Below are 11,407 nucleotides of genomic sequence, written 5' to 3' on the forward strand. Positions count from 1 at the left end.
GCCCCGGGGCGGAGCCCCGGGTCAGTTCAGCAGCGCCCTGGCGGACAGGGCCTCCGAGCGGATCCGGGCCGCGGCCCCCGCATCGATCGCGTCGACGACCAGGGCGTACGCCTCCAGCTCCGCCGCGCCGGAGGCGAACTCCCCCCGCTCGACCAGCAGCCTGGCCCGCTCGTAGCGGAGCGACGCCGGATGCGACGGCAGCAGCAGCGACAGGTCCAGCGCCCACAGCGCCACCCCCGACTGCTCGGGCCGGGCCGAGGCCCACGCCCTGATGTTGTTCAGGATCCGCAGGACGATGTCCAGCGTCCGGGCCGGCGTACGCGGCTCCGCGGCCAGCTCCGCCGGACCGGCGCCCAGCGAGGCGCCCCCGGCGAACGGGTCCACGACCAGACCCTCGTCCGGGTCCCCGAACCCCACCACGAAGTGCCCCGGCAGCCCCAGCCCGTACACCGGCGCACCCGCCCGCCGCGCGACCTCCAGCCACACGACGGACAGGAGGATCGGCAGGCCCCGGCGCCGCCGCAGCACCTCGTGCAGCAGCGAGGACGACAGCTGGTCGTAGTCCGCGGGGGTGCCGTGGAAGCCCATCCGGCCGCCCAGCAGCTCGGTGACCGCCGAGGCCCACGCCTTGCCGCCGCGCAGCCCGTACGGCAGCAACCCCGCCAGCCGGTCCAGCTCGATCTGCGCCCAGTCCATGGCCCGTTCGTCCAGCTTGGGATCCGCCTCCGCGGCGAGCAGCAGGCACAGCAGCGCCAGGTCGGGCCGCGCGGAGCGGGCCTCCTGCGCGAACCGCTCCCGGGATTCCGCGCTCATCGCGCCGCCCGGAAGTGGTGGTACACGTGGTGCGTCGCGAAGCCCAGGCCGTCGTACAGCGCCCGCGCCCCCTCGTTGTCCGCCTCCACCTGCAGCCACGCCGCCGACGCGCCCTCCTCCAGCGCCTGCCGGGCCAGCACCGCCATCACCGCCGTGCCCAGGCCCGTGCGCCGGTGCGCCGGGTCGACCTCGACCGCCGCGAAGCCGGCCCACCGGCCGTCCACCACCAGCCGTCCGATCGCCCGTCCGGGCAGCGTCGCGAACCACACCGACGGCCCCGCGACGAGCACCCGCCGGGCCACCTCCGGGTCCTCGACCCGCCCGTACCGGCCGAGCCACTCCTCGTCCGGGGCGCGCGCCAGCCGCACCTCCGCGCCGGCGGCGGCGGTGTCCACGTCCGCGATCGGCGCCAGCGCCGCGATCCGGACCTGCGCCGACACCTCGTTCACCCAGCCCCGGCGCTCCAGCTCCGCGCCCAGCAGCTCCTGGGTGCCGACCGCCCCCGTCGCCGTCTGCACATACGCCGGAAGATCACGTTCCGCGTACCAGGACGTCACTCGCGCGAGTGCTTCGTCCAGCGGGAGCCCGGGGTCGCCGAGCGGCAGCACGGAGTTGGCCCGCCGAGTGAACCCGCCGGATGCCCGCAGCGTCCACTCGCCCAGCGGCTCGCTCTCCAGCGGCTGCCAGGCCCGCGCCCCGGTCCTCGCCAGCTCCTCGAAAGAAGCCGCGGGACCCCGCCGCCGGGCCGGGGCCGGGGGCACGATCTTGCCCGCCACCAGCATCGATTCCGCGATGTGGACCGACTCGCCGCTCTTTCGTGTGATCGTCAGCACACCCTGGTTCCAGGATGTGAGAACTCCTACCGTGTCGGTGAACGACGGTGACTCTCTCGAGCCACTCTCCACCCGTCGTACAGAGACACGTTTACCCACGTCAGCCGGGGTAATACGGATCTCCAGCAGCCCACCGGCAGTGATTTCCACAGCTCTGTCCGCCCCTCCTGTTCGGATCGTGCCCGGGAACGGAGATACTAGGCGTGGGCATCGACGACGCCGCGCTCCCGCGCGATATGGAAAGCCCTACCGAGGAGGAACGAGAGCGTGACCTACGTCATCGCGGAGCCTTGTGTCGACGTCAAGGACAAGGCATGCATCGAAGAGTGCCCCGTCGACTGCATCTACGAGGGCCAGCGGTCCTTGTACATCCACCCGGACGAGTGCGTCGACTGTGGTGCGTGTGAGCCGGTCTGCCCGGTCGAGGCCATCTTCTACGAGGACGACACTCCGGAAGAGTGGAAGGACTACTACAAGGCGAACGTCGAGTTCTTCGACGAGCTCGGTTCGCCCGGTGGTGCCTCCAAGCTGGGCCTGATCGAGCGCGATCACCCCTTCATCGCCGCGCTGCCGCCCATGGGCGAAGGCCACTGACGGCCACTGCCCCACACGGCAGAACGCGTGCTTCGGTCCCGTACGGCCCCCGTGCCGCGCGGGACCGAGTCGTTTGCCCGTACGCCCCGTACGTCCAGCACCAGTAGAGAGCAGAGAACACCGTGGCCGCAGTATCCGCACGTCTTCCCGCCTTCCCCTGGGACAAGCTGGAGCCGTACAAGAAGACGGCGGCGGCCCACCCGGACGGCATCGTCGACCTGTCCGTCGGCACGCCCGTGGACCCGGTCCCGCAGCTGATCCAGGACGCCCTCGTCGCGGCCGCCGACTCCCCGGGCTACCCCACGGTGTGGGGCACCGTCGCGCTGCGCGACGCGATCACCGGCTGGCTGCGGGGCCGCCTCGGCGCGAGCGCCGCCGGACACCGCAACGTCCTGCCGGTCGTCGGCTCCAAGGAGCTCGTGGCCTGGCTGCCGACCCAGCTGGGCCTGGGCGCCGGGGACAAGGTCGCCTACCCCCGGCTCGCCTACCCGACGTACGAGGTCGGCGCACGGCTGTGCGGCGCCGAGGCGGTCGTCTACGACGACCCCACCGAGCTGGACCCGGCCGGTGTGAAGCTGCTCTGGCTCAACTCCCCGTCCAACCCGACCGGGAAGGTCATCCCGAAGGAAGACCTGATCCGGATCGTGGCCTGGGCGCGCGAGCACGGGATCCTGCTCTTCAGCGACGAGTGCTACCTGGAGCTCGGCTGGGAGGCCGAGCCCGTCTCCGTCCTGCACGACGACGTCTGCGGGGGCTCGTACGAGGGCATCGTCGCCGTCCACTCCCTCTCCAAGCGCTCCAACCTGGCGGGCTACCGGGCCGCGTTCATCGCCGGTGACGCCGACGTGCTCGGCGAACTGCTGGAGATCCGCAAGCACGGCGGCATGATGACCCCGGCCCCGGTGCAGGCGGCCACGGTCGCGGCGCTCGGCGACGACGCGCACGTCGAGGAACAGCGCGTGCGCTACGCGGCGCGGCGCGGGGCGCTGCGGGCGGCCCTGGAGGCGCACGGCTTCCGGGTCGAGCACAGCGAGGCCAGCCTGTACCTGTGGGTGACCCGGGACGAGGCCTGCTGGGAGACGGTCGCCCACCTCGCCGAGCTGGGCATCCTGGTCGCGCCGGGCGACTTCTACGGCGAGGCGGGCGCGCAGTTCGTCCGCGTCGCCTTCACGGCCACGGACGAGCGCGTCGGGGCGGCGGTCAAGCGCCTCGCCTGATCCGGCGCCGGGTCCGCACCCTGCACACGGGCCGAGGGGCCGGGAGTTCGTGCTCCCGGCCCCTCGGCGTTCCTGCTCGCGGCGGATCAGCCGCCCAGGGGAAGCCCGCCCAGCGGCAGCCCCTGGGTGGGAACCGCGCTGGTCAGCTCGCCGGCCGGCACGGCGCCGGTCGGCAGGTTCCCGGTCGGCAGGCCCTTGGCCGGCAGCCCGCCGAGGAGGGCGCCCGCGGTGTCGGTGACCTGCGCGGGGGCGCCGGGTACGGCCTTGGCGGCGGTGTCCGTCGCGGTGGTGGCAGCGGCCTCACCGGTGCCGACCACGTCGCCCGCGGTGCCCGCGGCGTCCGGGCTGGTGAGGGCGCCCAGCTGCGGCACGGACTCCAGGCCCGCGGCGCTGGCCGCGCCGGCCGCACCGACCACGGGAGCTGCCCCGGCTGCGAGCAGCAGCGCGGTACGGGCGATCCGGCGGGTCAGGGGGAGGGACATGATGCTCCTAAGCGGTAGCGGCTGAGTACGCCGTGTACAACCGCTCAGGGGGCGGGTGGAGTTGCGGAGCCACCGGGTAAAGGATCAGTAACGCATCGTTTAATCGGCTTCCGCGAAAAGCCCATTGGATGCGCGCCGACCAGGGCTTCCGTCCTCCCGGGGGCGGATCGGACGGCCCGCCGGATCCCCCCGTACGGGGGACGTCTCGTACGCGCGACCGCGCCGTGCGCCCGGTGTGTCAGCGGGCGACGAAGATCCGTACCTCGTCCTGATCGGCGCGGTAGGGATCAGCGGCGGCCGACTTCCCGCCCTGGCCGCCCTTCTGCTGCCACTTGCCCTTGGCCTCGCCCGCCACCCAGCCGTCCCGGCCGTAGGAGACCCGCGCGATGCCCATGCCCCGCGCGTTGGCCACCGCCCAGCCGGCCATCGCCTTGCTGCCGCGCGCCGCGGACGCGCCGCCGTCCTTCTTCTCGACGAAGGTCACCTCGGCCTCCTTGACCTCCTGGCCCGCGTCCGGCGTCCGGCGCGGCTCCGCAGGAGCGGAGTGCAGCTTGTCCTTGGCGAAGATCCGGGTGAGCTCCGTCCGCACCTTCTCCGGGTCGCCCGGCGCGGTGGGCGCGGGCCCGCCGCAGCTCAGCTCGCCGTCACCGGCGAAGGCGGCCGTCAGGACGGTCGCGTCCGGCTCGTGCTTCGCGTACGCCTGGGGGAAGCCGCTGAGCTGCACCTGCTGCGCGGCCTCCGTCAGCGGGAGCCGCGAGTACCCCTTCACCGCGACGAGGCGCTCGTAGAAGATCCCGGCCGAGTACACCGGGTCCATGATCTGCTGCTCGGTGCCCCAGCCCATCGAGGGCCGCTGCTGGAACAGGCCCAGCGAATCCCGGTCGCCGTGGGGCAGGTTGCGCAGCCCGGACTCCTGCATCGCGGTCGCCAGCGCGATGGTCACGGCCCGGTCCGGCAGGCCCTTGGCCACGCCGACCGCGGCTATCGTCGCCGCGTTGCCGGCCTGCTCGGGGGTCATGTCGACGAGGGTCGGATTCGTCCGCATGGCGGCCGTGCAGTGCGGGGCGCCGCCACCGCCCTGCGTCGATTCGTACTGCACGGCGAAGTAGCCGATCAGCGCGAGCAGCACGAACGCACCGGCGACTTTGAGCAGCGGCCGGCGGCGGCGAGGACGGGGGTGATCGCTCTTGGACACGCCGCCCACCGTACTTGAGCCACGTGACGCGTCCACCGGCCGGACGTGGGACGTTCGTCGCAGCCCGGGGCGTTAGGGTCAGAGCCATGTCCGAATCCGAGCTCGACCTCACCCTGGACGCCGCCGAGCTGACCGCCCGGCTCGTCGACATCCCGTCCGTGAGCGGCGACGAAAAGGTCCTCGCCGACCTGGTGGAACACGCCCTGCGCGCCCTTCCGCACCTCACGGTCGACCGGTACGGCAACAACGTCGTGGCCCGCACGAACCTCGGCAGGGCCGAGCGCGTCGTGCTCGCCGGCCACCTCGACACGGTGCCGATCGCCGACAACGTCCCGTCCCGCCTGGACGAGAACGACGTCCTGTGGGGTTGCGGAACGACCGACATGAAGTCCGGCGTCGCCGTACAGCTGCGCATCGCCGCGACCGTGCCCGAGCCCAACCGCGACCTCACCTTCGTCTTCTACGACCAGGAGGAGGTCGCCGCCGACCTCAACGGCCTGGGCAAGGTGGCCGAGGCCCACCCCGACTGGCTGACCGGCGACTTCGCCGTCCTGCTGGAGCCGTCGAACGCCGAGGTCGAGGGCGGCTGCCAGGGCACCCTGCGCGTCTTGCTCCGCACGTCCGGCGAGCGCGCCCACTCCGCGCGCAGCTGGATGGGCTCCAACGCCATCCACGCGGCCGCCCCGATTCTCGCCAAACTCGCGGCGTACGAGCCCCGCAAGCCCGTCATCGACGGCCTCGAGTACCACGAGGGCCTCAACGCGGTCCGCATCGAGGGCGGCGTCGCCAACAACGTCATCCCCGACGCGTGCACGGTGACGGTGAACTTCCGCTTCGCCCCCGACCGCAGCATGGACGACGCGATCGCCCACGTCCGGGAGGTCTTCGCGGACTGCGGCGTCGACGAGTTCGTGATCGACGACTTCTCGGGCGGCGCCCTCCCGGGCCTGTCCCACCCCGCGGCGGCGGCCTTCATGGAGGCGGTCGGCGGCCGGGCCATGCCCAAGTTCGGCTGGACGGACGTGTCCCGCTTCAGCGCCCTCGGCGTCCCGGCGGTGAACTACGGCCCGGGCGACGCCCTGCTGGCCCACAAGGTGGACGAGCGCGTGGAGACGAAGGCGATCCTCCACTGCGAAGAACGACTCCGCGCCTGGCTGACCTCCTGAATTCCGCTTCTCGTCACCTTTGTGCGCCTACCCTGATCCAACGATCAGCAGGAGGGAGCACATCATGGGCAACCCCGAAGGCAACGCTCGTCGTCGGCCCGAGGAGCAGCAGCTCGGGCCGGTGCTGCGCAGGCGGAGCCAGGTGCAGGCGGGCAGTACGACGGACCAGCGGCTGCTGGATTCGGCCGGGCCCTCCGAGTGGGTGCACACCGATCCCTGGCGGGTCCTGCGCATCCAGTCGGAGTTCATCGAGGGCTTCGGCACGCTGGCGGAGCTGCCGCCGGCGATCAGCGTGTTCGGCTCGGCCCGCACGCCCGCCGGATCGCCGGAGTACGAGGCCGGCGTGCAGATCGGCAGCGCGCTCGTCGAGGCGGGCTTCGCGGTGATCACGGGCGGCGGCCCGGGCGCGATGGAGGCGGCCAACAAGGGGGCCCGGGAGGCCAACGGCGTCTCCGTGGGCCTGGGCATCGAGCTGCCCTTCGAGCAGGGGCTCAACCAGCACGTGGATCTCGGACTGAACTTCCGGTACTTCTTCGTCCGCAAGACGATGTTCGTGAAGTACAGCCAGGGCTTCGTGGTCCTGCCGGGCGGACTCGGCACGCTGGACGAGCTGTTCGAGGCCCTGACCCTGGTCCAGACCCAGAAGATCACCCGGTTCCCGATCGTGCTGTTCGGGTCGGAGTACTGGTCGGGCCTGGTCGACTGGCTCAAGAACACGGTGATCGCGCAGGGCAAGGCCTCGGAGCGCGACCTCTACCTCTTCCACGTCACGGACGACGTGGACGAGGCGATCGCGCTCGTCACCAAGGAAGTCGGCAAGTAGCCCCAGCCGCTGCGCGAGCCCCCGGCGGGCGACCGCCGGGGGCCGCGCGGCTCATGCCAGTCCGCGGCGGGCGACCGCGGGCGGCCGGTGGCCCTGGATCGAGCGGACCATGTCCGGGAGCCGTTTCTTCACGCCGCTCTCGCGCGGTTCGGCGCCGGGGCGCCTCGCCGGCTTCGAGCGGCTGCGCCGGCCTCCGGCCGTCGGGCCGTGTGGCTCAGGCGAGTCCGCGGCGGGCCACCGCGGGCGGCCGGTGGCCCTGGATCGAGCGGACCATGTCCAGGATCTGCCTGGTCTCCGCCACCTCGTGGACCCGGTAGACCTGCGCGCCCAGCCAGGCCGAGACGGCCGTCGTGGCCAGGGTGCCCAACAGGCGCTCCTTGACCGGCTTGTCGAGGGTCTCGCCGACGAAGTCCTTGTTGGACAGCGAGACCAGCACCGGCCATCCGGTGTCCGTCATCTCGCCCAGGCGGCGGGTGGCCTCCAGCGAGTGGCGGGTGTTCTTCCCGAAGTCGTGGCCCGGGTCGATCATGATCGCGTCCCGGCGGACGCCGAGTGCGGCGGCGCGTTCGGCGAGGCCGACCGTGACGCGCAGGATGTCCGCCACCACGTCGTCGTACGTCGTCCGGTGCGGCCGGGTGCGCGGCTCGACCCCGCCCGCGTGGGTGCAGACCAGGCCCACGTCGTGCCGGGCGGCGACCTCCGCCAGCTTCGGGTCCACGCCGCCCCAGGCGTCGTTCAGGAGGTCGGCCCCGGCTTCGCAGACCGCCTCGCCGACCTCGTGCCGCCAGGTGTCGACGCTGATCACCACGTCCGGGTGGCGGCGCCGCACCTCCGCCACGAAGCCGACCGTGCGCCGGGCCTCCTCGGCCGCGTCCACGTGCTCGCCCGGGCCCGCCTTGACCCCGCCGATGTCGATGATCGCGGCGCCCTCGGCGACCGCCTGCTCGACCCGGTCCAGCGCGGGCTCGTCGCGGAACGTCGCGCCCTGGTCGTAGAAGGAGTCCGGGGTCCGGTTCACGATGGCCATGATCACCGGCTCGTGGGTGTCGAACTCGCGCCTGCCCAGTCGCAGCATCCCGTTCTTTCCTCCTCCGGCGGCCCTCGCGCCTCGCTGCGACCTTAACCTGGTGGCCGGTGGCCCGATGTCTCTCAGGGAGTTGCTCGTGTTCTGGTTCTTGCTGATCGCGCTGGTCGTGGTCGTCGCGGCGGTCACCCTGGCCGTGGTGGGCGGTGGTTCCGAGGCCGTGCTGCCGGACGCGGAGCCGGACCGGGTGGCCGACGCGCTGCCGGAGAGCCGCCCGGTCGTACGGGCCGACATCGACGCGCTGCGGCTGCCGGTCGCGCCGCGCGGGTACCGGATGGCCGAGGTGGACGACGTACTGGAGCGGCTCGCGGCGGAGCTCGCCGAGCGGGACGCGCGGATCGCGGAGCTGACGGCGGCCGCCGCGCACAGCCGCGCTCAGGCGCAGGGCGGTGCGGTCGACCTGCACAAGGAGGAGCAGTGACGGCCGTCGCGGGTCCGGACGGGGGCCTGCGCTGCCCCTGGGCGCTGGCCACCGAGGACTACATCGCGTACCACGACACGGAGTGGGGCCGCGCGGTGCACGGGGACGACGCCCTGTACGAGCGGCTGTGCCTGGAGGCCTTCCAGTCCGGGCTGTCCTGGCTGACGATCCTGCGGCGGCGGGAGGGCTTCCGTACGGCCTTCGCGGGGTTCGTGATCGCCGAGGTCGCGCAATTCGGGCCGGCCGACGCGGAGCGGCTGCTCGCCGACGAGGGGATCATCCGCAACCGGGCCAAGATCGATGCCACGCTCGCCAACGCGAAGGTCCTGGCGGGGTGGGAACCGGGCGAGCTGGACGCCCTGATCTGGTCGCACGCGCCGGAGCCGGGCCGCCCGGCCCCCGCGACGATCTCCGAGGTCCCGGCGGTGACGCCCGAGTCCACGGCCCTGTCCAAGGCCCTGAAGAAGGCCGGGATCCGCTTCGTCGGCCCCACGACGGCCTATGCCCTGATGCAGGCCTGCGGGCTGGTCAACGACCACCTGGCCGCCTGCGCCGCCCGTACCCCCGCCTGAGCAGGGCGGCGGCGGGGGCGGGCGGCGACGGGGGTGCCGGGCTCAGCGGCCCAGGTACTTCGGCGGCTGCTTGGCGAGGAAGGCCTCGACGGCGATCGAGTGGTCCTCGGAGGCGCCGGCGCGGGCCTGCACGGTGTCCTCGTGGGCCAGGGCCTCCGTCAGCGAGTGGTCGGCCCCGTAGGCCAGGGACTCCTTCAGGGCCGCGTAGGCCACCGTCGGGCCGGCCGCCAGGGTGCGGGCCACCGCCTCGGCCTCGGCGTGCAGGGAGTCCGAGGGGACCAGGCGGTTCACGATGCCGAGCTCGAACGCCTCCTGCGCCTTCACGGAGCGGGGGAAGAGCAGGAGGTCACTGGCGCGGGAGGCGCCGATCAGGCGGGGAAGGGTCCAGGAGACGCCCGAGTCCGCGGTGAGCGCCACCCCCGCGAAGGAGGTGTTGAAGGAGGCCGTGTCGGCGACGACCCGGAAGTCCGCGGCCAGCGCGAAGCCGAAGCCCGCTCCGGCCGCGACGCCGTTGACGCCCGCCACCACAGGCTTGGGCATCTCGGTCAGCGCGCGCACGATCGGGTTGTAGTGGTCCGCGACCGTGCTCATGGTCAGCGAGGAGCCGTTCTTGCGGTCCGCCGCCAGGTTCCCGATGTGCTCCTTGAGGTCCTGGCCGACGCAGAACGCCCGGTTGCCGGCCGCGGTCAGCAGCACCGCCCGGACGGCCGTGTCCGCGGCAGCGGCCTGGACCGCGTCGCGGAGCGCCACCTTGGCCTCGGTGTTCATCGCGTTCATGGCGTCGGGACGGTTGATCGTGATTTTTGCGAGTCCGTCGGTCACTTCGTAGAGCACGCTGTCGGCCATGGCAGGGGGTCCCCCTTCGTCGCGGGCTTGGCTACCGGCCGGTACCGGCCGGTGCAAGGGCCAGCATGGCGGACCGGACCGTCCCGGGGCATGTGATGTGCGTCAAAGAAAGCGGAGGGCGAACGCCGGGTGCGGCGGCGAAGTATCGCAGGCACGTCCCCGAAATGAGTGGTTTTGGCCGAGCGCGTTGCGCAAGCGTTCCCTGCCGATGTTGGTCATCGGGTCCTGACATGCGGGATAATGGCCAAGAAGCAATGTGTTCGATGCCGGGTTCCAGGCGCCTGAATGGGGCCGTCGGCTGACGATGAGCTGGTTTCAGGAAGGGGAACGAGCATGGCGGCCATGAAGCCGCGGACGGGCGACGGCCCGCTCGAGGTCACCAAGGAGGGGCGGGGCATCGTCATGCGCGTACCGCTCGAGGGCGGCGGTCGGCTTGTCGTCGAGCTGACTCCGGACGAGGCGGACGCCCTGGGTGACGCCCTGAAGAAGGTCGTCGGCTGACCCGCTGACAGCACTGCCACCTTCTGCTTTTCTGCATACTCTGCGCTGCCCCGTCCGCTCGCTGCGGCCGGGGCAGCGTTGTGTCGTGTCCGCGGACCCCGGTCCCGGACCGATCCCCTGCGCCCCGCGGAGCCACCCGTGACCTTCTCCCCGCCCGCGCCGCCGGCCTTCGCCGACTGCACTACCCGCCAGAAGGCCGCCCGCATCGTCTCCGACGGGCTGGCGCCGGCGAACATGGTCGTCGCCCTGCTGCTGCTCGTCGGATGGCACGGTGCGTCGTGGACCGGTCTCGGCTGGGGCCTGCTCGCCGCCCTGTTCTGCGGTGTGGTCCCGGTAGGGATCATCGCCTTCGGCGTCCGTCGGGGGGCGCTGACCGACCAGCACATCCGCGTGCGCGGGCAGCGGATCGTCCCGATGGCGCTGAGCCTGGTCTCCGTGGTCGCCGGGGTCACCCTGTTGCGCGTCCTCGGGGCCCCCGGCGAGGTGTTCGCGCTCGTCGTCGCGATGCTCGTGGGGCTCGTGTCGTCCCTGCTGGTGACGGTCGGCTGGCAGATATCGATCCACATGTCGGTGGCCGGCGGCACCGTGATGATCCTGCTGCTGGTCTTCGGACCGCAGGTGCTCCCGGCGGCCCTGATCGCCGCCGCCGTCGCCTGGTCCCGGCTGGTCCTGCGGGCGCACACCCCGGCGCAACTCCTCGCCGGCACGGCGCTGGGCGGTACGTCCGCCCTCACCTTCCTGCTGCTCGGCTGAGCCGGACGCGACCTAGGCCGTCTCTTCCGGATCTTGCCTGACCCGCGTCGTCTGGTGCCGCACCTCGCCGCGTTGTCGGGGCGCCCGAGTACGTCCAGTACTCGGGC

General features: G+C 72.6%; 14 protein-coding genes. 8 read left to right on the forward strand and 6 right to left on the reverse strand.

All coding sequences use genetic code 11. From position 1 onward, the window contains the following. Positions 1-21: 21 nt before the first annotated feature. Complete coding sequence (locus ACFYXK_RS18875) at positions 22-813, reverse strand: tetratricopeptide repeat protein (RefSeq protein ID WP_389412098.1); 792 nt, start codon at positions 811-813, stop codon at positions 22-24. Then, the gene (locus tag ACFYXK_RS18880; protein ID WP_389412099.1) at positions 810-1,796 is read right to left on the reverse strand and encodes a GNAT family N-acetyltransferase; all 987 of its coding nucleotides are present in this window, start codon (positions 1,794-1,796) and stop codon (positions 810-812) included. The genes ACFYXK_RS18875 and ACFYXK_RS18880 overlap by 4 nt, the downstream gene beginning before the upstream one ends. A 117-nt stretch (positions 1,797-1,913) precedes the next feature. On the opposite strand from ACFYXK_RS18880, the gene fdxA reads away from it, so the two are divergent. Next, the gene (fdxA, locus tag ACFYXK_RS18885; RefSeq protein WP_030291119.1) at positions 1,914-2,240 is read left to right on the forward strand and encodes a ferredoxin; all 327 of its coding nucleotides are present in this window, start codon (positions 1,914-1,916) and stop codon (positions 2,238-2,240) included. A 122-nt stretch (positions 2,241-2,362) separates the two neighbouring features. Next, positions 2,363-3,457 carry a succinyldiaminopimelate transaminase gene (gene dapC, locus ACFYXK_RS18890; RefSeq protein ID WP_389412100.1) on the forward strand — a complete coding sequence of 365 codons (1,095 nt, stop codon included), beginning with the start codon at positions 2,363-2,365 and terminating at the stop codon, positions 3,455-3,457. Between the two features lie 86 nt (positions 3,458-3,543). Here dapC and ACFYXK_RS18895 read toward each other — a convergent pair whose 3' ends face one another. Continuing rightward, positions 3,544-3,939, reverse strand: a complete 396-nt coding sequence (locus ACFYXK_RS18895) for an ATP-binding protein (protein ID WP_389412101.1) — start codon at positions 3,937-3,939, stop codon at positions 3,544-3,546. A gap of 238 nt (positions 3,940-4,177) precedes the next feature. Next, on the reverse strand, positions 4,178-5,134 hold the full coding sequence (locus ACFYXK_RS18900) for a hypothetical protein (protein WP_389412102.1): 957 nt from the start codon (positions 5,132-5,134) through the stop codon (positions 4,178-4,180). 86 nt (positions 5,135-5,220) lie between these two features. On the opposite strand from ACFYXK_RS18900, the gene dapE reads away from it, so the two are divergent. Together dapE and ACFYXK_RS18910 are read left to right on the forward strand one after the other, a co-directional pair. After that, positions 5,221-6,300, forward strand: coding sequence for a succinyl-diaminopimelate desuccinylase (gene dapE, locus ACFYXK_RS18905; RefSeq protein ID WP_389412103.1), 1,080 nt, complete (start codon positions 5,221-5,223; stop codon positions 6,298-6,300). Between the two features lie 64 nt (positions 6,301-6,364). Beyond that, the gene (locus ACFYXK_RS18910) at positions 6,365-7,123 is read left to right on the forward strand and encodes a TIGR00730 family Rossman fold protein (protein ID WP_266625789.1); all 759 of its coding nucleotides are present in this window, start codon (positions 6,365-6,367) and stop codon (positions 7,121-7,123) included. A 214-nt stretch (positions 7,124-7,337) separates the two neighbouring features. On the opposite strand, the gene folP is transcribed toward ACFYXK_RS18910, so the two are convergent. Next, the gene (gene folP / locus ACFYXK_RS18915; protein ID WP_266996894.1) at positions 7,338-8,198 is read right to left on the reverse strand and encodes a dihydropteroate synthase; all 861 of its coding nucleotides are present in this window, start codon (positions 8,196-8,198) and stop codon (positions 7,338-7,340) included. An 82-nt stretch (positions 8,199-8,280) separates the two neighbouring features. Between folP and ACFYXK_RS18920 the strand changes: the two genes are divergently transcribed. Beyond that, positions 8,281-8,628 (forward strand): DivIVA domain-containing protein, encoded by a 348-nt coding sequence (locus ACFYXK_RS18920; RefSeq protein WP_383505761.1) that lies wholly within the window; start codon positions 8,281-8,283, stop codon positions 8,626-8,628. Next, positions 8,625-9,200 carry a DNA-3-methyladenine glycosylase I gene (locus ACFYXK_RS18925; protein WP_389412104.1) on the forward strand — a complete coding sequence of 192 codons (576 nt, stop codon included), beginning with the start codon at positions 8,625-8,627 and terminating at the stop codon, positions 9,198-9,200. Before ACFYXK_RS18920 ends, ACFYXK_RS18925 begins: the two co-directional genes overlap by 4 nt. 42 nt (positions 9,201-9,242) lie before the next feature. On the opposite strand, the gene ACFYXK_RS18930 is transcribed toward ACFYXK_RS18925, so the two are convergent. Further along, positions 9,243-10,046, reverse strand: coding sequence for an enoyl-CoA hydratase/isomerase family protein (locus ACFYXK_RS18930; RefSeq protein ID WP_389412105.1), 804 nt, complete (start codon positions 10,044-10,046; stop codon positions 9,243-9,245). 333 nt (positions 10,047-10,379) lie between these two features. Between ACFYXK_RS18930 and ACFYXK_RS18935 the strand changes: the two genes are divergently transcribed. Beyond that, positions 10,380-10,547 carry a DUF3117 domain-containing protein gene (locus ACFYXK_RS18935; RefSeq protein ID WP_003966491.1) on the forward strand — a complete coding sequence of 56 codons (168 nt, stop codon included), beginning with the start codon at positions 10,380-10,382 and terminating at the stop codon, positions 10,545-10,547. A 138-nt stretch (positions 10,548-10,685) separates the two neighbouring features. Continuing rightward, positions 10,686-11,300 (forward strand): hypothetical protein, encoded by a 615-nt coding sequence (locus ACFYXK_RS18940; protein ID WP_389412106.1) that lies wholly within the window; start codon positions 10,686-10,688, stop codon positions 11,298-11,300. Positions 11,301-11,407 lie beyond the last annotated feature (107 nt).

The sequence above is a fragment of the Streptomyces sp. NPDC002209 genome, from assembly GCF_042890265.1.
GTDB lineage: Bacteria > Actinomycetota > Actinomycetes > Streptomycetales > Streptomycetaceae > Streptomyces.

What these genes read in the sequence shown, in the direction of transcription:
- ACFYXK_RS18875 (WP_389412098.1), bottom strand. Translation starts at nt 813, where the DNA reads ATGAGCGCGGAATCCCGGGAGCGGTTCGCGCAGGAGGCCCGCTCCGCG.
- ACFYXK_RS18895 (WP_389412101.1), bottom strand. Translation starts at nt 3,939, where the DNA reads ATGTCCCTCCCCCTGACCCGCCGGATCGCCCGTACCGCGCTGCTGCTC.
- dapE (WP_389412103.1), top strand. Translation starts at nt 5,221, where the DNA reads ATGTCCGAATCCGAGCTCGACCTCACCCTGGACGCCGCCGAGCTGACC.
- ACFYXK_RS18910 (WP_266625789.1), top strand. Translation starts at nt 6,365, where the DNA reads ATGGGCAACCCCGAAGGCAACGCTCGTCGTCGGCCCGAGGAGCAGCAG.
- folP (WP_266996894.1), bottom strand. Translation starts at nt 8,198, where the DNA reads ATGCTGCGACTGGGCAGGCGCGAGTTCGACACCCACGAGCCGGTGATC.
- ACFYXK_RS18930 (WP_389412105.1), bottom strand. Translation starts at nt 10,046, where the DNA reads ATGGCCGACAGCGTGCTCTACGAAGTGACCGACGGACTCGCAAAAATC.
- ACFYXK_RS18935 (WP_003966491.1), top strand. Translation starts at nt 10,380, where the DNA reads ATGGCGGCCATGAAGCCGCGGACGGGCGACGGCCCGCTCGAGGTCACC.